Below are 19,965 nucleotides of genomic sequence, written 5' to 3'. Positions count from 1 at the left end.
TAACAGTTGCCATCGCACAAAATACTGGTATCATACCGCGTCCTGTTATCCCCCGTTCTTTAACATCCAGTGGTGAACCTATGCATCCGATGCTGAATATCGCCGTGCGCGCTGCGCGCAACGCCGGTCAAGTTGTAGTAAAAGCCTTCTCCCAGCCCGAGAACATTGAGGCTATCCAAAAAGGCAGCAATGACTTCGTGACCAACGTTGACCGTGAAGCCGAAGCGGCCATCATTCACACCATCAAAAAATCTTACCCGGAGCACAGCATTGTTGCTGAAGAGTCTGGTGAGATTGCCGGTACCAATCCGGACTATCAATGGATCATTGACCCACTGGATGGCACGACCAACCTGGTCAAAGGCATTCCGCACTTTGCCGTCTCCATCGCCCTGCGTGTCAAGGGCAAGACTGAACAAGCCGTTGTTTACGATCCCATCCGTGACGAGCTGTTTACTGCTACCCGTGGTAGCGGCGCCCAGCTGAACGGCTACCGCATTCGTGTCGGCAAAGCCAAAGAGCTGGCTGGCACCGTGCTGGCGACCGGTTTCCCCTACAAGCAAAAGCACCACATCGAGTCCTACCTGAAGATGTTCCAGAGCATGTTCATCGAATGTGCCGACATCCGTCGCTCCGGCTCTGCCGCACTGGATCTGGCCTACGTGGCTGCCGGTCGCGTCGACGGTTTCTGGGAAATCGGCCTCAAGCCCTGGGACACCGCTGCCGGTGAACTGCTGGCCAAAGAAGCTGGCGCCATCGTCACCGACTTCGTAGGTGGTCACAACTACGAAAACTCCGGCAACATCGTGGTTGCCAACCCGCGTGTCCTGAAAGAGATGCTCGGCAAGATCCGTGAAGAGCTGCCGGAGTCCCTGGCGAAATAAGCCAGCCTTCGAGCAGACAGATAACAAAACCGGCGCAAGCCGGTTTTCTTGTATCTGTTATCCGAACACCAAGGCAGACATCTACAGCTGATTTAAAAGAGTTCGCGATGCATCCCCACTTGCCTCTCAACATCCACTTCAGCCATTTGCAGACAACCCCTCTTGCCCCCCGCCTTTGGCTACCGATAAGAGTTCCCATGTGGTTGCCTGGATAAACTCTTTCCAGATTTTCAGATAGCGGCAATCGCCCTGCAGACATGGACAAGGGGCGGCCGAATCGATGTAATGCCACCATCCACTTTGCACACCTTGAGGTCATGCCATGGACCATCTCTCAGCTCTTCCTCCGTTATCCTGGTCACAGCAACTGCGCAGCCAGATGCAAAGCCGCCCGCTCACTGCTCTCGGCCTCTTTATCGCGCTGGCTGCCGTCTTGTTGCTGCTGTTGCAGAGTCTCATCATGCTCGCTACCGGCGAGGTGACCAGCGGCGTGCGCTATGGCCTGATAGGTGGTGCCGCCGGGTTTGCCGCCACCGCCATCGGCGCCCTGCCCGCTCTGTTTCTACGCTCGGTACCGCAAAAAGTGGAGGACACCATGCTCGGCTTTGCCGCAGGCATGATGCTGGCGGCCAGCGCCTTCTCCCTGCTGCTGCCGGGGCTAGAGGCTGCCGAGGGGATCACCGGCAACGGCTTTAGCGCCGCCGCCGTGGTGGTTGTCGGCATGACCCTCGGGGTGCTGTTGATGCTGGGGCTGGATCAGTTCACCCCGCACGAGCATGACAAAACCGGCCCCTGCGGCCCCGGCCACGAGAGCTGCTCCCGGGTCTGGCTGTTCGTCTTTGCCATCGCCCTGCACAACCTGCCGGAGGGGATGGCCATCGGGGTGAGCTTCTCGCAGGGGGATATGTCGGTGGGGCTGCCGCTTACCACTGCCATCGCACTACAGGATATTCCGGAAGGATTGGCGGTGGCGCTGGCCATGTGCGCCGCCGGTTTTCGCCCCTCTGTCGCGGTGCTGGTTGCCATCGCCAGCGGCCTGCTCGAACCGGTTGGCGCCCTGCTCGGAGTGGGGCTCTCCAGTGGCCTTGCCATCGCCTACCCCATCGGACTTGGGCTCGCCGCCGGCGCCATGCTGTTTGTGGTCTCGCACGAGGTGATCCCGGAGACTCACCGCAACGGTCACCAGACCTATGCCACCCTCGGTCTGATGGCAGGCTTTGCCCTGATGATGACCCTCGATACTGCGCTCGGCTAAAGGCACTCTCCCCTCCTCATCAATGCTTTTTGTCACCTGCGGCGCTCCCATATGGAGCGCCGCGCTTCATCTCTCCTTTCGCTTGTGCCTCTCGGCGCCGACGCCATCTTTTGTTATGATCTACAGCAACTTAAATTCAGCCACACGGCTATCAAGACGAGGTCAGCAATGAAAGTAGGTATTATCGGCGCCATGGAGCAAGAAGTGGCCCTGCTGCGCAGCCAGATGAGCAACCCCACCACCCTGCAACTGGGCGGCTGCGAGTTCTATCAAGGGGAGCTGGCAGGCAAAGAGGTGATCCTGACCCGCTCCGGTATCGGTAAGGTCGCCGCCAGCGTGGCCACCAGCCTGCTGCTGGAAAAGTTTGCCCCCGACTGCGTCATCAATACCGGCTCTGCGGGCGGCTTTGCCCAGGACCTGCATATCGGTGATGTGGTGATCGCCAGCGAGATGCGTTTCCACGATGTCGACGTGACCGCCTTTGGTTACGAGATGGGCCAGATGGCGCAACAACCCGCCGCCTTCCCCTGCGACGAGAAGCTCATCGCGGTCGCTCAGGATTGCATCGCCGAGCAGGGCAAGCACCAGACCAAGGTCGGCCTAATCTGCACCGGCGATCAGTTCATGTGCAAACCGGACGCCATCGCCAAGGCTCGCGCCGACTTCCCGCAGATGCTGGCGGTCGAGATGGAAGGTGCCGCCATCGGTCAGGTGTGCCACATGTTCAAAGTGCCCTATCTGGTGGTGCGCGCCATGTCCGATATCGCTGGCAAGGAACAGGTTGAATCCTTCGATGCCTTTATCGAAGTGGCCGGCAAGCACTCCGCCGAAGTGATCATCAAGATGCTCGGCAAGCTGTGATCGAGACCGGCTCGCTTGATTTGATGGCCGACGCCCTCCTCTCGACGACGGCGGCCATTCTGGTAGGTGCTGCCCTGCTGGAGGCGGTGATCCCGTGGCCATCCCATCTGCGTCTTTCGGCCGTCACGCCCCTGCTGACCCGGCTGGGGCACAAGGTACACAGACCCGATGGTTCACCCGGCCAGCAAATGCAGGCCGGCCTGCTGGCAATGCTGGTAGTCTGGCTCCCCTGCGCAACCGGGCTCTGGTCGCTTCGCAATCTGGCCCTGAGCGAGCCGCTCTTCGACCTGCTGTTCTTGCTGCTGATGCTCGAATCCCGTCCGCTGCGCGAACTCTCCCATGCCACCCGCTCGCTCGCCACCCAGGAGACCCTGCCGCTGGCGAGATTGCAGTCTGCCCCCTGGCTTAAGCGGGAGACCGGCAAACTCTCGACCATGGGGCTCGCCAAAGCAGTGACGGAGAGCTGCGCCCTGCGTCTGGTCGGCCAATGGGCTGGCCCGCTGCTGGGATTTGCCTTGGCTGGCGTACAGGGCGCCTTGCTCTGGCGGCTGGTGCAGCTGATGAGCCAGGGCTGGAGCATGAAGGATCCCGCGTTTGGCTATTTTGGCCGAGCCTCCAGTACCCTCTATAAGGGGCTCAATGCTCCCACCATCCTGCTACTGGGGCTACCGCTCCTGCTACCGCGGCTCAAACAGGCCGCACAGCTGGTGCGAAGTGGCGCGCTCTGGCCCTATCCAGTCATGGGGATGCTGCTCACCCTGCTGGTAGACAAGTGCCGGATCCGCCTTGGTGGCCCTCGCTACTATCAGGGGGCTCTCCAGCGCTGGCCAGTCATCGGCACAGGTGCTGAGCCAGATAGCGAGACTCCGCGCAAGGTGCTCAACATTCTGCAAGGATGCGGCTGGGGCTGGTTGATACTGGCGCTGGTTGTCACGATAGCGGGGTTATTTCATGGATAAATGGCTGCGATTGCCGACTTGGCTGCCCTGCGCGCTGCTGGCCTGGTTGCCCGGCGTACTGTTTGCCGCGACTCCGAGCCGGGTGGTGAGCGTGGTACCCCATCTTACCGAACTGCTTTACGACATCGGTGCCGGTGACAAACTGGTGGCCGTTGATGATGCCTCAGACTATCCCGCCGAGGTGAAAAACAAACCCAAGGTGGCCAATTATCGCAGCATCAATGTCGAGGCCCTGCTGGCACAAAAACCGGACCTGATCCTGGGCTGGCGCTCGGCCCAGTCACGAATGCTGGCACCGCTGGAACAGCTGGGTATCTCGGTGTTCTACTCTGAACCCACCGATTTTGCCTCGCTGGCGACCGAGATGCGGGCGCTGGGCAAATTGCTGGGTGTTGAGAAAAGTGCCAACGAAGCCGCCGATCGCTATCTGGCGCGCCTGCATGAGCTGCAACAGCGTTATGGACAATCAACCGGCGTCAAGGTGTTCTACCAGCTCTGGTACCCACCGCTCACCAGCGTCAGTGGCAATGCCTGGCCGGCTCAGGCCATCGAACTCTGCGGCGGGGTCAACGTCATGGCGAATGCCAAGACCCCCTACCCTCAAGTGGACATGGAACAGGTGATCAAAGCGAACCCCGCGCTGATCCTGGCGGGGAGTCAAGATCCTGACGCCCTGAATCACTGGCAAAAGTGGCCCAATCTCGATGCGGTGCAGCACCAGCGACTCGATTTGATCAACTCGGATGAACTACACCGCTTCACCCCGAGAGCCCTCAATGGGGTTGAAGAGGTTTGCCAGGCTATTCAGCTAAGCGCGCAGAGCTCCAGCACATCTTGATAAAGCTCTACTGATGCGAGCCAATCCGAGGTGGTCTGGGTGCGCCCAAATCTTTAAAACTGTTTTTGTGAATGGATCACACTCTTTGCCAAAAAAGCTGGTACTTTATTTGCTAGCATATGATTCATCTACTGTTTTTATGACGAGATGCCCACAATGTTCAACGATAAAACGCTACTGATCACAGGTGGCACCGGCTCGTTTGGCCAACGATTGGTCAAGACAGTACTGGAACGTTATAAGCCGAAACGGCTCATCATCTATTCTCGTGACGAACTGAAACAGTTCGAGATGCAGCAGGAGTTTAACGACCCCTGCATGCGCTATTTTATCGGTGATGTCCGAGACGCCAACCGGCTTACCATGGCAATGCGTGGCGTCGATTACGTGGTTCATGCAGCAGCACTGAAACAGGTTCCAGCCGCTGAATACAACCCCATGGAGTGTATTAAAACCAATATCCATGGTGCAGAGAACGTGATCCAGGCCGCTTTGCTCAATCAAGTCAAAAAAGTTATTGCCCTCTCCACTGACAAAGCTGCCAATCCAATCAATCTCTACGGTGCCACCAAACTGGCATCAGACAAGCTCTTCGTGGCAGCAAACAACATCGCGGGGCAGGATCCCACCCGTTTTGCAGTGGTTCGTTACGGTAACGTGGTGGGTTCTCGCGGCTCTGTCGTCCCCTTCTTCCAAAAGCTGATTGACCAGGGGGCGGATGCGTTACCCATCACCCATGAGGAGATGACGCGTTTCTGGATCACCTTGCAGCAAGGGGTTGATTTTGTCCTGGACAATTTTGGGCGGATGAAGGGGGGGGAAATATTTGTTCCCAAGTTGCCATCCGTCCGAATTACCGAGCTCGCCAGCGCCATGGCCCCTCACCTGCCACACAAGATCATCGGCATTCGCCCGGGAGAAAAGCTCCATGAAGTGATGTGTCCTGCCGATGACTCTTATCACACCTTCGAGTTTGATGACTTCTTCGTGATTGGCCCAACCATCAATTTCAATAATCGCAACAACGATTTCTCCAAAACAGCGGCGGGCGAAAAAGGAAAAATGGTAGAACAGGGCTTCGAATATAACTCTCGCAGCAACCCTCACTTTTTTACCATTGAACAGCTTTTGAAAATGAACCAAAAGGGGAGAACTGAATGATCCCTTATGGCCGCCAATCCATCAGCCAGGCAGATATCGATGCTGTTGTGGACGTTCTCAAGTCCGACTTCCTGACCCAGGGACCCGTAGTCCCCCGCTTCGAGCAAGCAGTAGCCGATTACTGTGGAGCCAAATTCGGGGTGGCAGTCAATTCAGGTACCGCAGCACTCCATGTAGCCTGTCTGGCACTTGGCGTTGGCCCCGGCGACTGGGTCTGGACATCCCCCATCAGCTTTGTTGCATCCGCCAACTGTGCTCTCTACTGCGGTGCACAAGTCGATTTTGTCGATATTGAACCAGATACCGGTAACATGTGCGCTTTGGAGCTGGAGAGGAAGCTGATTGCAGCCAAGGCGGAAGGAAAGCTACCCAAAGTAGTCATACCGGTGCACTTTGCCGGCCTCCCCTGCGACATGCAGGAGATCCACCGCCTGGGACAAAAGTACGGTTTCAAGATCATCGAAGATGCCTGCCACGCCCTTGGTGCCCGTTATCATGGTGAGCCTACCGGCAATGGCCGCTATAGCGACATCACAGTATTCAGCTTCCACCCGGTGAAGATCATAACCACTGGCGAGGGTGGCATGGCCATGACCAACGACCCTGCGCTTGCCAAGACGATGCGCGTGCTCCGCAGCCATGGCATCACCCGTGAACCGGAAGACTTTATCAATGAGCCGGACGGCCCTTGGTACTATGAGCAGCAGATGCTCGGCTTCAACTACCGCATGACCGACATTCAGGCTGCGCTGGGGTTGAGCCAGATGGCCAATCTGGAGACATGGATTCACACGCGTAACGAGATTGCCCAGTACTACTTCGAAAGACTGGCACCACACCAGCTACCTCGTCATTTCAACACCGAGCGGCGTAGTGCCTTCCATCTCTATGTTCACCATGTAGCCCCTGAACAACGCAGTGCGCTCTTCCAAAAAGTACGTGCACAGGATATCGGCGCCAACGTGCACTATATACCTATTTACAAACAACCTTGGCATCAAAAGTGGACTCATACTACCCTGCCCTCTACTGAGCAATTTTACGCAGGCGCAATGACCTTGCCACTCTTTCCTGGTTTGACAAAAGCACAGCAATTGAAAATATGCAGTCTGCTTTAGTCGTAGCCAAAAATGTCTCGTGTATAGACCTTATCAATCACATCGGCTAAATCAGGACTCATTCGGTTGGCAAGTATAATGTCACACATACCTTTAAATACGGATACTTCAGTGATGACTTTTGACCTAAAGAAATAAGGTTCCATTAAGGATGGCTCATAAACAACAACCTCAATACCCTTCGCCTTGATTCTTTTCATGACTCCCTGTATTGCCGATGCTCTAAAATTATCCGAACCAGCCTTCATAACTAGTCGATAAATACCTACTCGTTTAGGATTAGTCGCGATAACTGTATCGGCAATAAAATCTTTTCTCGTTGTATTAGCATCAACAATAGCTCTAATCAGGTTGCTGGGCACTTGGTTGAAATTTGCCAGAAGCTGCTTGGTGTCTTTTGGCAGACAATAACCTCCATAACCAAAAGATGGATTGTTGTAATAGTGGCCAATACGAGGGTCCAGGCAAACACCATCAATAATATCCTTTGTTTCTAGATTATTTTTTTGGGCATATGTATCCAACTCATTAAAAAATGCGATTCGCATCGCCAGATATGTGTTAGCAAATAATTTTACAGCCTCTGCTTCCGTACTTTCAGTAAAAATGACTGGCACATTTTTTTCTATTGCCCCATCAATCATAAGTCTAGAAAATGTTCGTGCATATTCACTTGTTGCCCCGACTATAACACGTGATGGATAAAGGTTATCATATAATGCTCTCCCTTCACGTAAAAACTCGGGGGAAAAGAAAATATTCTCGTAATTATGAGTCATCCGCATTTTAGAGGTAAAACCAACAGGAACAGTAGACTTGATTACAATTACTGCCTCAGGATTAATTTCCATAATATCAAAAATAACTGACTCTACCGACGCAGTATCAAAGCAATTTGTATCAGGATCATAATTAGTGGGCGTCGCAATTATAATATAGTCAGCATGTTGGTAAGCGGTTGATTTATTCAAGGTTGCGGTAAGATCCAAAGTCCGTTGTTTAAAGAACAGATCGATATCAGAATCAATAATTGGAGATTGTCGCCTGTTAATCATGGACACTTTTTCTGGATTAACATCAAATGCAACAACATGATGGTTCTGAGCTAACAATATTGCATTAGACAAACCTACGTAACCTATACCGACAACGGCAATTTTCATTATTGAACCTTCACATCCAAAAATTGATAATAAGAGCGATACCATTCAACAAAATTCTGTATGCCCTGTTCTATCTTCATTGATGGGCGATATGAAATAGTAGCAAATAAATCCTCAGTATCCGCCCATGTCGCATAAACATCACCCGACTGCATGGGCATCATATTTTTTATAGCTTTAACCCCCAGCGCTTGCTCGAGAGATTGAATAAAATCAACTATTTTAATCGGCCTACCATTACCAATGTTAAATACACGATAAGGGGCACTGCTATCAGCTGGAGAACCAGTTGCGCAACGCCAGGCAGAATTTTCAACCGGTATCACGTCCGCTACCCGGATCACACCTTCAGCAATGTCATCTATATATGTGAAATCTCGGCTTAACAGACCATTGTTATATACATCTATTGGCTGTCCAGACAGCATACATTTAGTAAATTTAAATAATGCCATATCCGGCCGTCCCCACGGGCCATAAACTGTGAAAAAACGCAATCCTGTGGTTGGGATACCATACAAATGAGAATATGTGTGCGCCATCAGCTCATTCATTTTTTTTGTCGCTGCATATAACGAAATAGGATGGTCAGTGGGTTCACTCACTCTAAATGGCATTTCCTCATTCATTCCATATACGGAGCTAGAAGATGCATAAACAAGATGCTCAATATGATGATGACGACAACCTTCCAGAATTGTCAAAAATCCGTCTACGTTGCTATCAATATAAGAAAAGGGAGATTCCATTGAATGGCGAACACCGGCTTGAGCGGCAAGATGAATTACTCTGTCAAACTTCTCTTTGGAAAAAAGAGTCAGGATAGATTTTCTATCAGAGACATCCATTTTTACAAACTTGAAGTTAGAAAATGGAGTTAACTGTTCAAGTCTACTTAATTTAAGAGATACCTCATAGTAATCATTTAGGTTATCAATACCTATAACCTGATACCCTTTCAAGCACAGTAGTTCGCACACCTTCGCACCGATAAACCCCGCTGCACCAGTTACAAAATATTTCATACGACATACCTGTTAAAAATTGCTTTTGGTTATACGCTAAGGTGAAATCATTATCTTACTGAGTGCCAATATCCATATGTATATTACAAATATTATAGCTTATGAATATTTATAAGATCATTAATAAAATGCATCTAATTCATTTAAATTTATGATTAGCTTTAATTATTGACTACAAAAAAGTGTCTGACCGCATCAATAATGAATACTTGCTCCGACTCAGTCAGGCTTGCATGTAAAGGTAAACGTAACAGCATTCTAGAAACCGCTGTGGTATTTATATCATCGCCATGAAATCTACCATATCGAATACCAGCCGGACTAGAATGCAGAGGTACAAAGTGTGAGGTAACTTCCACATTAAGATTGCGCATGAATTTAAATAATCCCTGTTGTTCGTCAGGGGATCTTGTTCTTATATGATATATATGAGCATTATGCTCAACATGTGCCGGAACGGCAGGAAGTGTGAGCACTCCAGTATTAGCCAACTCAGATAAACATGTATGATAAAAAAGCCATTTTTTTAATCTAGCATTCGTAATTTCTCTCGCGTTTTGTAATTGCTGCAACAAGACTACAGCTTGAACCTCTGACATTACATAACTAGATGATAAAATTTGCCATGTATATCTATCAACCTCTCCACGCAAAAACATTGAACGATCAGTTCCTTTCTCCTGAATGATTTCACATATACCATGGTACTTATCTTCGTTTACTAAAAAAGCCCCGCCCTCACCACCGGCATGAATATTTTTAGTATGATGAAAGCTGACGCAGCCAAATTGACCAATTGAACCAAGTGGCCGTCCTTTATATGTTGACATGATACTTTGTGCAGCATCTTCAACCAATACAAGATTATAGCGATTGCATATATCGACTATAGAAGACATTTCTGATGCAACACCGGCATAGTGAACAACCACTACGGCTTTCGTTCTAACTGTAATAGCCTCTTCAATAAGCTGCTCATTTATATTCAAAGTGTCTGGCCTGATATCGACAAATACTAATTTTGCGCCCCTTAAGGCAAAAGCACTTGCAGAGGTAACAAATGTAAAGCTTGGCAGTATTACCTCATCCCCTGGCTGCAAATCCATAGCTAAAGCTGCCATCTCCAAAGATGCACTACAGGATGGCGTTAAAAAAACTCGCCTTGCATTATATATATCGTGTAATAGTTCCTCACATTTTTTTTTATTAACACCGATACCTAAACATTCTCCATCACTTTCAGTGATATGGCCAATATTATTGGGGCGATTATATGGTATCCAATTGTGATATGATTTCATTTCATAATAACCTTAATGTCACTGACAAGATTTGCATAACTTCTTCCTGAATCAGGCCATGTTGTCAGCCTCCAATCAGGACATTGCCCACAAAAAGTATGGCATTTGAAATCGTTATTAAGATGAGCCTCTCGCAGTTCGTTTAAAAATGCTCCCTGCCAAGCAGTTTTTAGCGTTGTCTTCCTGTAATCAATGAAACTGGATGCATACGCCCAATCTGTCGGGCAAAAAGAAAGCTCACCTTTTGGATCCAGGGTCAAACGCTCCCATGGATATAAGCATGGGCGCCTTGACTCATGGGAATGAGCTTCCCCTTGAGCCAACATACCTGCCGCCGAATGTAAATTCCTGATCAGCACTTCATCAGCTCCCTGATTTTTCCAAAAAAGAGAAAAATCATCTACCTCATCTTCATTTCCTGCCTGACGAATAAAACTCACAACAATACGAGTTCTGTATTGCCCTGTCTTGATATGTTCGATCATTCTAATTATATTACGTCGCACTTGCTCAAGACGCCCGCCACGAATATTCGCATAAGTCTCATCTTTAAAGGCATCAATGCTGACATCAATCATATGAAGGCCACTTTCTAATAACTGTTTTAGTTTTTTCTCATTAAGAACTGTACCATTAGTGGTTAACGTGACAAACGTGCCACTATGCTCGACAGCATACTGGATCATTTCATGTGCATGTGGATGCATAAGTGGCTCACCATTGCTGGTATATCGTATATACTGGCAATGTCCGTCGCTATTGTCTCTTATATCATCGATCAGCTTCTTGTTTAGTTCAGGGTCTAACAATCTTGCGGAATAATGTTCAGACTCTTTAAATTGAGGGTGTGGACAATGTATGCATCTTAAATTACAAATTTCAGCAATATCTACAATGACCTGTGATGGAAACTCCGATGACAGTCGATCATAGAAACCATATTTAGCCATGAGTCCTCCTACTAATAATTTAGTTCGCTATGAACAAAATCACCGCCAGCACATAATAAAGCATCGATAATACTGACGCGGCAATCAAAACCAGGTCCGTTCTGGGGATAGCGAGCATATTCAGGATATTCCATCCAGGCAACACCGATACCCCTTTCTTCAAAGCGCCCGATATCTAAATAATTTTTTGCCGCCGGCCCAGAAAAATAAATACTTGCATCAGCTCTTTCAGCAATGACGATCAGTCTTTCCGTTGCATCGCTAACCCCCCCCCCATTCAAGTAATGACTATCCGTAAAGATGGGGGTGGTGATCCCTAATAAATGCATGATTTTTTTAATAAACATGATATTTATATCAGAGATATACTCAAATTCACGTGCATCTTCATACCATGATTTAATTTCATCTATATATCTATCAAAAAAAAGCGCCTTTTTGTATCGCTCTTTAATTATAGCAAAATGCTTCTGACACCATAGATTATCGACAACTTTTGTGGATGATATTTTCTGATTTCTATCAACATGACATACGGGTATTGTTAACCATACAGCACCCTGTGTGGTCATAATCCTATTGCGGTTACGCCAATCTCTTGTTGTATACTGGACAGAATCAAGAAATATAAATTCGTCCACCCTGTTTATAATATCAAAGTAGCCTATCCAAGGAATATAATTAGATTGAATGATTGCTATCTTTTTATGCAAGTTAGTATGCTCTTAATATTTTTGAACGTGTTAAACCACATGAAATCATCTGTGCTTTAATCTCGGGCCAGTAATCAGAAGCAATAATAACCACATCAAGTTCATTGGTGGCCTCCAGTGTAAACTTTTCTATTGGGGCATTACAAAATATAGCGCCAAATTTACTATCGTCATTATCAAAAAAACACTTCACCTTTATTTCCCTGTCAGAAAAAACAAGATCAGAATGAAGTTTTCCATAGAATTTTTTTGCGCCAGAGCCAGTGCCAAAAATAGCTATTTTAATATTTCTTTTTCTTCCAAATCGATAGTAAAACTCATCTGGCAAATTTCGTTTAAATCGATACGTGAATTTCTCTGAAAATGAACTTTCAAGTAAAAAACCTCTGATTTTCGGCAAAATAACGTCAATATTATGAAACTGTTCAACATAGTTGCAGCAGCTTCTTGATTTATTTTCGAGAAAACCATATTGGAATACATCTTCAAGCATAACATGAATATCATTTCGCTGTGGGGAAGGCTCCCCAATTAGCGAGAGATAAAGACTTGAGCCTTCATCAAACTCGTCTGAAGCTTCATCAAGCCACACCCCTTTCACTAGACGACGGTATCCTTTAACACAAGAGTCTATGGCAATCACAGGTAATCCGATCATTGCAAGATGATATGCTGAGGAGCCCATTGCAACACCGAAATGATATTTTTCAGATTCAATTAGGCTGTATATATCAGATTCATTTCTCTTTCCTAAGATACGAATTTCAAGGCGTTCATGCGCAAGCTTTTTATATGATTCAACTTCATCCTCATAGAGAGCATATCCATATCCTATCAAATCAAAAAGTATATGCAGCTGAGGTTTATTGTTAAGAACAACATTCAAGCTGTCAATAAAACTCAAGATGCTTTCATTCTTGAAAAAGTCAAATCTCCCGAGCCAGAGCACCTTCATAAACTCTTCTGGAGCAGAAATATTGTACCGTATCTTTTGTGTTACGGGCTCAACAGGAACAGTGGCAGATGAGTGATGATTAAGTGGAACAGAAAAATACTCAGAATTATATTTACGATATATGTCATTGGGATACCAGATTGCATGTGCTCGATCCAACTTTAATAATAATTGGCGCTGGTAGTGCCAAGTTTCATTAATTAACTTTGGTTTGAATGCACGAGATGCGTTAAATCCAATCCCTGGCTCCCAGATACTCCAAGCTTCTGGATGCAACATCCCAGTCAATATATGAACTCTTTTATTTCCATTGAAGACATGCATAGCCCTATGCAAAACTTCAAAATATGAAGCGAGAACATATATATCTTCCCCAAAAAAATCATCAATAATTTTCTGTCCAAGTGCCCCCAGATACGATTGATTTGAAATAGAAACAAAGAAATCATCCATTTCTGGAATGATATACTTTTTTATCTTTACACTCTTGTTATCCAATAGCCCAAAAAGTGCAGAATCCTCGTATCCAACTACGGCAACGGAATCACCTAATCCAACAAGATAGTCAATAAATCTACAGTTAAATGTCTCCGCACCACCGACACTCTTATTGAAATCAAAAACAACAATGTTCACGCCGCCCCCACAACCCTGTGTTAACAATACGCCGAATAAAATTACCAGCCTTAAATAATAACTGATGCGATCAATACCATTTTTTCAAAAAATGAACAATCTATAACATATAGGAATCTCTAAAAATCAATACACTAGCTCGAACTGGTTCGTCAAGGAAGAATCAAAGGATAAATTTAAAGAGTAATTCATAAAAAATTGGAGACTAAAAACAAAAGGAAAGTAATAAAATAACTTATAATATCTATAGCTATTTATCAGTTTAAAAAAACAACTCTCCCATCAAATTTCATCAATAAAGCACGTCTAATTTCCTCTCGATAGAAATCCGATGCTATATAGACTGGTGAATTAATAGCATCTAAATCCCCCAACGTGTTAACCTTGAAGTCATTTATAGCATGCGAGTGTTCATCAACAATAATATTAATTTTTTTCCTGTGCTTGGAAAATTTTAAAATGGCCTGTCCGATATGACCAGCACCATATAGAAGTACTTCAGAATAACTATTGCTTACCTCATCGAAGATGAGCGTATGATTTAGAACATTATCCGTGAAAGGATATTGAACAACTTGGCTCAACAAATAGATGTCATCAGAGCACAACGCTATCACTTTATCAATAGAAATCAAAGGGTTATATATTATCTGCTGCGGAGAAACAAATTTATCTTCCAGACATTTTCTAGCCACTAGGAAAGCATATTGTTCAGTTGTCTGATGCTCAACGACGTCTGACAATGAGCCAAATGTATACTCACCATCAGTACCTCTCCAACCAAATACTAACTCAACGACTTCATAGTTGTTTGAAAAACAAAGTGAAATGAAAAAATCAACATTATATGTAAAAAGTCCATGTGGGGAATGCTTCATAGGCAAACAATGAATCATTAATCCATTTTTCTTTGTAATGTTATGTATTGACGCAAAAACATTATATTGATTAAAAACATGTTCACTAGTTCCAAGATTAGTTACCACATCATACTGATGAGATAACTCGAGCATCTGACTATTAAAATCGCAAAATATTGTCCCATCATAAACATCCACAGAATCATATTTTAAACCTAGGTTTTCATACATAGATTTTGTAAAATCACCATCCTGATAATTCTTTAATTCTTCATCAATTATCTCTGCCGAGTTTAATGAATAAAACTGCTGGCACCCTAACTCAATTATCGAATTAAAGTTTTCAGGAAAGTGATTCTTCATTTTATTAAACATAGCTGGCGTCATACCCATCACAGAACTCCCGTAACATATAATATGAAGTTATAAGAAAGACTTATCAAGTCACGAATGAATTATATTTCACAAACAATGTAAACAAGGCTATAATTTCAACCGCAGTTATAAACTTCAAAAATTCTTCGCCTTTATTATATAGCCATAAAATATATTCATAATAGTGGGCTCAGTCATTATAATTAATATTATTTAATAACTTTTAGCCCAAAGCGTTATCTCACAAATTGAACTCATGGGACTGCAACCAGATCTCAAGCACCAATAAACCCCAAACATGATAGAAGGTCATACCGTCAAACTGGTTATCCAGCAACATCCGCAACCGGTCGGGAGCGATAAACTGATGCAGACAGAGCTGGCCTGAAGAGGCCTGCTGACGCAGTTGCGTAATCGCACTCTGTTTGGCCTGTTGATTGAACGGATCTATGCTGAAACCCTTTTTCGGCCTGTCGATCCATTCCGCCGGCAAGTAGCGTTTGGCCAACTGGCGCAACAGGAACTTACCCTGTCCTTGTGCAATCAGCTCTGACTGTGCCAAACCTGCGGCAAACTGAGCTACTTCGGTCGACAGGTAGGGCGTGCGGCACTCAAGGCTGTGCAGCATGCTCATTCGATCTACCTTGGCCAATACCAACGGCAGATAATTGGCAATATCGGCCTCACGGAGGCGATTAAGATACGGGCGGCTATCCATATCGATACGCCTGCGCAGCGCCATCAAGTGATCACCAGTACCGGACGGAATGCGACCGAACAACTGTTCCAACTGGCGATCGGCATACAGCAAGATGCGACCAGAGTAGTACTCCCGCCCAAGATGCCAGCTACGCGCCTGCATCTGTTGCTCTCTGCCCTCGGCGGCGACCAGTGTCTGCAGGTAACGGCCATAACCGCCAAACAGCTCATCCCCCCCGTCACCCGTAATCGCGACGGTGACCTGCTGACGAGCAAGCTGCGAGACCATATAGGTCGGTACACAGGAGGTGTCGGCATTGGGCTCATCCATGCGCCGCGCCAGATCACCAACCTGTTCAACAAAAGCCTCGGGACGCAGCAGTTGCTCAGTGTGTTCGGTTCCGAGAAAGTCGGCAAAAGCCCGAGCCTCCTCATGTTCGCTCTCCGGCGCCTGTTCAAAACCGATGGAGAAGGTGCGGATCGGCCGTTGCAAACGACGGGTGATCAGGGCCACCGCCGTCGAGGAGTCGACACCACCGGAGAGAAAAGCCCCCACCGGCACATCGGCGACCAAGCGGCGCGATAACGAACGCAGCAACAGATCCTCAAGCTGGTCAACCTGCTCCTCCAGCGGGCGTGACGGCATATGGTCACCGGCACAGATAAAGTGGAAGTAACGCTCTGCCTGTGAGACCGCTCCTGTCACGGCACGCATCAAGTGCCCCGGCAGCAACTTTCTGGCGTGTTGATACAGGGTGCGTTCCCCGACGGGGTGCTGGAAAGCCAGATAATGGGCGACTGTATCAACCGTAATGCGGGCAGGGAATCCTGGCACCAGGGTCAAAGCCGCCAGCTCGGAGGCAAAGACCAACAAACCGTCAAACTCGGCATAATAGAGTGGCTTCTCGCCAAACGGATCACGCGCCAGCAGCAACTCCCTGCGCTCACGATCATAGTAGGCAAGTGCAAACATCCCCTCGAGCCGGGTCAGAAAGTCAGCACCTTCCCGTACCAGGCCATTGACCAATACCTCGGTATCAGAATGGCCAGTAAATGATATGCCGGCGTCTTTAAGACGCCCCCCCAACTGAAGATGGTTGTAGATCTCCCCATTAAATACGATACAGGCTCGTTGCTGTGCATCATGCATTGGTTGATGCCCGGCAGGCGATACATCCAGAATACTCAATCGACAATGTGCCAGAACACAGCGTCCGTCATCCGACTCCCAAAGACCCCGGTCGTCAGGCCCTCGATAGGTCATCGCCTCCGCCATTCTATTAGCCTGCTGTTTCAACCACGCAGGATCATGTTGACCATGAATACTCATTATTCCGGCTATACCGCACATTTTATAACTCCCTAAAGGTAAGCCAACACATGATGTCACGCATGAGACATCATAGAATAATCAACTATCATGCGATGGCTTTTCCAGAACGAATAGCACACCAGCGACTTCCAAATCCTCCCATCCCAGTGATGCATACTCATCTGCGAAATCGACAGAGACTTCCTGAATATGCTCTCTATCATTCTTCATATATTTATCTTCAGCAACAATCCTGAAGCCACATTGTAAAAATATCTGTCGATAATCACTATAACGCAGCTGATTACCATGTAAAAAGTGGCCAGCATCACCATAATGGTCACGCCACTCTGACTTGCCTATTGTCAGGAAATCAAGTGGTCGTGAAAAATCCCGGTGGTCTCGGAGGTCAATCCAGTGAAAAGCAAAACCACCTGATGCTAATAGCTCAAATGTCTTGGCTACGAATGAATGAATATCTACAACATGCTCCATTACGGCACACGAATAGCATACATCATATTTTTCATCATCATTGAAATCTTCAAGCTTTATCTCAGGGAAGTAATTTAGTCTAGTGCCATGATGATCATGAAGATGGAATGATTCAACATCATCATTAAATACAATACCATCATTTACCTTACATGGGACATTGAAAAGCCCCATTAAATCTTTAATCATTGAAACATGTTCATTGAAAGGATATTTCCCGCTTAGTCCCGGGAATGGTTCGATCGCGGTCCACTCCCCGCCCCATCGTAATAGACTATATATCTCCACCCCAAGGGAATGACCAGAACCTATATGTAAAAATCGATTTACCGGCTTTGAAATATATTGTTTACGGCATTTCTCGAAATGATTACCAAGTGATATATGATAAAATACACTACCGCTAGTGTTTTTACTTCCTATTATCTTATCCACGAGCTCACGTCCGATTAGCCCTTTCAGTTCCTGCTTCTCTCGATCTTTTATTTCACTTTCCTCATCATAAGGAAAGGGTAAATATAAATCATCCAGCCCCAATTTGACGAGTTGAGCACAGATATCTGAGACATGCCTCTGAAGACAAGAGAGAATAATAAAATTTGGTTTATATAGATGAATTTCATCAGGAGAGATAATAGGAAGCTCACCCTTAAACTGACCATGTAAATTTTCGTTATTATCAGCAATAGCCAATATTGAAAATCGTTTAGGAAGTCTTTTTATAAATGAATCACAAACTTCACCAGCACCGAACAAGATAACATCCATATTCCGTCTCCGATTTATTTTTTATTAGTCAGTGCCAGTGTTTTTTCAGCAAGTATACGTGGTGAATAATGCTCACTCATCTTTTCCACCAAACCAACTGATGTTTTCTCTCCACTCCCCATTAATAATGACACTATCTTTTCAACCATCAAACCCCATTCCCCATAGGGAATCAAGTCACAAGAAAACTCTGTCAGTACAGTTTCTCTATTTCCTGGAATATCTGTCGCTACAACAGGACAACCAAGTGCCTGTGCTTCCAAAATAACATTAGACATTCCCTCATGACTGGAGGTGGAAATGAGCAGGCTGGCACAACTTAACCATTCAAAAATATTATCTTTCACACCCACGACATGAATGTTATCGCGGCACGGCTGCTGCGCAATGCAAGCAAGGACCTCTGAGCGCAATGGTCCATCACCGATTAAAATTGCATGGGTTTGAGGAAGTTTGGCAATGACAGAAGCGACAACCTCTATAAAGCGACATGGGGACTTTTCCGGAGACAGTCGCATTATCCCCATCAATATTGGGGCCGATAAATGAATATCTAACTGCTGTAAAGGCTCTTGTCCCTCAACCCGCTTGGCCATGACCGCATTTTTCACTACGGGGATGCTCGATTCAGGCAAATTTAGCCAGCGAGCATACGACTGCGCCCCTGCCATGGAGTTAACACTCAAAACGATTCCTGGCAACTCGGTCATCAGACGATAGTAAGCTGCCAACCTCGACTCATCATAAACGGCCAGGTATTCAGGAAACTCTGAGGGTGCAACACTCCTTCCAGAGATAATGATCTGTTCTACTCCCGCGAAAATTGCGGCCATAGAAGCAATGACATTACCGTCTTCTAGATAGGCGATAACCAGTTTGGGCTGAACACGTTGCATATAGTCATAGGCAGTGAGAATGCCGTGAAGCAGTCCGGGCTCAAAGAAGGGTGCCAATTGATTAGCCAACTGGTAGCTATTTTCCTCCTGCTCCAAGTTCGGCCAGCACTCACGGGCAGAAGGCACGAAGTAGAGCTCTACACCATGAGTACGCAAAAGCGCCTCCCAGTGATTAACCTCCACCCCCTTATTCTTCACCGAGATCAAATGCACTTCCCATCCCTGCTGGCGCAATCCGATGGCCAGCAATACCATCTGCCGCTCAGCACCGCCTTTGACCAAGGAGTGGATATATAGCACGACACGCTGCACTACTTGGGGCAGCCGATGTGCTCGACGCTCGCGGATCAACCGCTCAAGCTTTTGCTGCAACATCGCCGATGGCTGGCAGGTTGCCTCAACATAGGGAGTGATATAGGGATAGTCGCCATAATGACCTAGTTGCTCGATAATCTGCCCACCGAATTGCTGTAAATCTGAAAAGATGACAATGACCACCTCCTCTGCTGGGTAATTATTAAGCAGTTCTGGCCCTACAATCGGAATGCCACAGGCGAACTGACCGACTTGAGGACCGTTAAGACCATCGATGATGGCGACGAATGGATAAGGGGATTGGAGCACATGATAATAAAGATTTCCCGCCACCCCCCAGGCAATCGCCTTGCGTTTCCCGGACAGCAGTTCCTGATGCAATAACGCATCAAAAGGCAGGGCATGTTTCATCGACAGATCCAGCAT

General features: G+C 47.0%; 17 protein-coding genes. 7 read left to right on the top strand and 10 right to left on the bottom strand.

Going from position 1 to position 19,965, the window contains the following annotated elements:
* Positions 1–80: 80 nt before the first annotated feature.
* From suhB to pseC, 7 genes are all read left to right on the top strand, one after another.
* Entirely contained in the window at positions 81–884 is an 804-nt protein-coding gene (suhB, locus tag G5533_RS00885; protein WP_005352992.1) for an inositol-1-monophosphatase, read from the top strand.
* Positions 885–1,206: 322 nt separating this feature from the next.
* Positions 1,207–2,139, top strand: coding sequence for a ZIP family metal transporter (locus tag G5533_RS00880; protein WP_005361496.1), 933 nt, complete (start codon positions 1,207–1,209; stop codon positions 2,137–2,139).
* A 168-nt stretch (positions 2,140–2,307) separates the two neighbouring features.
* Positions 2,308–3,000, top strand: a complete 693-nt coding sequence (gene mtnN / locus G5533_RS00875) for a 5'-methylthioadenosine/S-adenosylhomocysteine nucleosidase (RefSeq protein WP_021230869.1) — start codon at positions 2,308–2,310, stop codon at positions 2,998–3,000.
* The gene (locus G5533_RS00870) at positions 2,997–3,959 is read left to right on the top strand and encodes a cobalamin biosynthesis protein CobD/CbiB (protein ID WP_421204712.1); all 963 of its coding nucleotides are present in this window, start codon (positions 2,997–2,999) and stop codon (positions 3,957–3,959) included. Before mtnN ends, G5533_RS00870 begins: the two co-directional genes overlap by 4 nt.
* Complete coding sequence (locus tag G5533_RS00865; RefSeq protein ID WP_441254279.1) at positions 3,952–4,797, top strand: cobalamin-binding protein; 846 nt, start codon at positions 3,952–3,954, stop codon at positions 4,795–4,797. The genes G5533_RS00870 and G5533_RS00865 overlap by 8 nt, the downstream gene beginning before the upstream one ends.
* Positions 4,798–4,953: 156 nt before the next feature.
* Entirely contained in the window at positions 4,954–5,958 is a 1,005-nt protein-coding gene (gene pseB, locus G5533_RS00860; RefSeq protein WP_227340774.1) for a UDP-N-acetylglucosamine 4,6-dehydratase (inverting), read from the top strand.
* The gene (gene pseC / locus G5533_RS00855) at positions 5,955–7,076 is read left to right on the top strand and encodes a UDP-4-amino-4,6-dideoxy-N-acetyl-beta-L-altrosamine transaminase (protein ID WP_421254829.1); all 1,122 of its coding nucleotides are present in this window, start codon (positions 5,955–5,957) and stop codon (positions 7,074–7,076) included. Before pseB ends, pseC begins: the two co-directional genes overlap by 4 nt.
* Here pseC and G5533_RS00850 read toward each other — a convergent pair.
* From G5533_RS00850 to G5533_RS00805, 10 genes are all read right to left on the bottom strand, one after another.
* Positions 7,073–8,239 (bottom strand): nucleotide sugar dehydrogenase, encoded by a 1,167-nt coding sequence (locus G5533_RS00850; protein WP_216953971.1) that lies wholly within the window; start codon positions 8,237–8,239, stop codon positions 7,073–7,075. The two genes, pseC and G5533_RS00850, sit on opposite strands and share 4 nt — an antisense overlap.
* Positions 8,239–9,264: an NAD-dependent epimerase gene (locus G5533_RS00845; protein WP_216953972.1), complete on the bottom strand. Its 1,026-nt coding sequence runs from the start codon at positions 9,262–9,264 to the stop codon at positions 8,239–8,241. The genes G5533_RS00850 and G5533_RS00845 overlap by 1 nt, the downstream gene beginning before the upstream one ends.
* A gap of 161 nt (positions 9,265–9,425) precedes the next feature.
* Complete coding sequence (gene rffA / locus G5533_RS00840) at positions 9,426–10,565, bottom strand: dTDP-4-amino-4,6-dideoxygalactose transaminase (protein WP_421204708.1); 1,140 nt, start codon at positions 10,563–10,565, stop codon at positions 9,426–9,428.
* The gene (locus G5533_RS00835; protein WP_421204707.1) at positions 10,562–11,515 is read right to left on the bottom strand and encodes a radical SAM/SPASM domain-containing protein; all 954 of its coding nucleotides are present in this window, start codon (positions 11,513–11,515) and stop codon (positions 10,562–10,564) included. Before G5533_RS00835 ends, rffA begins: the two co-directional genes overlap by 4 nt.
* An 11-nt stretch (positions 11,516–11,526) precedes the next feature.
* Complete coding sequence (locus G5533_RS00830) at positions 11,527–12,228, bottom strand: WbqC family protein (protein WP_421204706.1); 702 nt, start codon at positions 12,226–12,228, stop codon at positions 11,527–11,529.
* A gap of 1 nt (position 12,229) precedes the next feature.
* Positions 12,230–13,819: a glycosyltransferase gene (locus G5533_RS00825; RefSeq protein WP_129503724.1), complete on the bottom strand. Its 1,590-nt coding sequence runs from the start codon at positions 13,817–13,819 to the stop codon at positions 12,230–12,232.
* 257 nt (positions 13,820–14,076) lie between these two features.
* Complete coding sequence (locus G5533_RS00820; RefSeq protein WP_441254278.1) at positions 14,077–15,072, bottom strand: hypothetical protein; 996 nt, start codon at positions 15,070–15,072, stop codon at positions 14,077–14,079.
* Between the two features lie 223 nt (positions 15,073–15,295).
* Positions 15,296–17,104 (bottom strand): asparagine synthase (glutamine-hydrolyzing), encoded by a 1,809-nt coding sequence (asnB, locus tag G5533_RS00815; protein ID WP_129505123.1) that lies wholly within the window; start codon positions 17,102–17,104, stop codon positions 15,296–15,298.
* A gap of 60 nt (positions 17,105–17,164) precedes the next feature.
* Positions 17,165–18,328 carry a hypothetical protein gene (locus G5533_RS00810; RefSeq protein WP_441254277.1) on the bottom strand — a complete coding sequence of 388 codons (1,164 nt, stop codon included), beginning with the start codon at positions 18,326–18,328 and terminating at the stop codon, positions 17,165–17,167.
* 14 nt (positions 18,329–18,342) lie between these two features.
* Positions 18,343–19,965 carry a glycosyltransferase gene (locus G5533_RS00805; protein ID WP_441254276.1) on the bottom strand — a complete coding sequence of 541 codons (1,623 nt, stop codon included), beginning with the start codon at positions 19,963–19,965 and terminating at the stop codon, positions 18,343–18,345.

It is taken from the genome of Aeromonas sp. A600620, assembly GCF_029479985.1.
GTDB lineage: Bacteria > Pseudomonadota > Gammaproteobacteria > Enterobacterales > Aeromonadaceae > Aeromonas > Aeromonas veronii_A.
Note: the sequence above shows the minus strand (reverse complement) of the source record. Positions and strands in the feature narration are given on the sequence as shown.

Bases quoted from the DNA above. Each gene is read 5' to 3' on its own strand.
- G5533_RS00880 (WP_005361496.1), top strand. From the start codon at position 1,207: ATGGACCATCTCTCAGCTCTTCCTCCGTTATCCTGGTCACAGCAACTG.
- mtnN (WP_021230869.1), top strand. From the start codon at position 2,308: ATGAAAGTAGGTATTATCGGCGCCATGGAGCAAGAAGTGGCCCTGCTG.
- G5533_RS00820 (WP_441254278.1), bottom strand. From the start codon at position 15,072: ATGGGTATGACGCCAGCTATGTTTAATAAAATGAAGAATCACTTTCCT.
- pseC (WP_421254829.1), top strand. From the start codon at position 5,955: ATGATCCCTTATGGCCGCCAATCCATCAGCCAGGCAGATATCGATGCT.
- G5533_RS00845 (WP_216953972.1), bottom strand. From the start codon at position 9,264: ATGAAATATTTTGTAACTGGTGCAGCGGGGTTTATCGGTGCGAAGGTG.
- rffA (WP_421204708.1), bottom strand. From the start codon at position 10,565: ATGAAATCATATCACAATTGGATACCATATAATCGCCCCAATAATATT.
- G5533_RS00810 (WP_441254277.1), bottom strand. From the start codon at position 18,328: ATGGATGTTATCTTGTTCGGTGCTGGTGAAGTTTGTGATTCATTTATA.
- G5533_RS00835 (WP_421204707.1), bottom strand. From the start codon at position 11,515: ATGGCTAAATATGGTTTCTATGATCGACTGTCATCGGAGTTTCCATCA.
- suhB (WP_005352992.1), top strand. From the start codon at position 81: ATGCATCCGATGCTGAATATCGCCGTGCGCGCTGCGCGCAACGCCGGT.
- asnB (WP_129505123.1), bottom strand. From the start codon at position 17,104: ATGTGCGGTATAGCCGGAATAATGAGTATTCATGGTCAACATGATCCT.
- G5533_RS00850 (WP_216953971.1), bottom strand. From the start codon at position 8,239: ATGAAAATTGCCGTTGTCGGTATAGGTTACGTAGGTTTGTCTAATGCA.
- pseB (WP_227340774.1), top strand. From the start codon at position 4,954: ATGTTCAACGATAAAACGCTACTGATCACAGGTGGCACCGGCTCGTTT.
- G5533_RS00865 (WP_441254279.1), top strand. From the start codon at position 3,952: ATGGATAAATGGCTGCGATTGCCGACTTGGCTGCCCTGCGCGCTGCTG.
- G5533_RS00805 (WP_441254276.1), bottom strand. From the start codon at position 19,965: ATGCTGGATCTGTCGATGAAACATGCCCTGCCTTTTGATGCGTTATTG.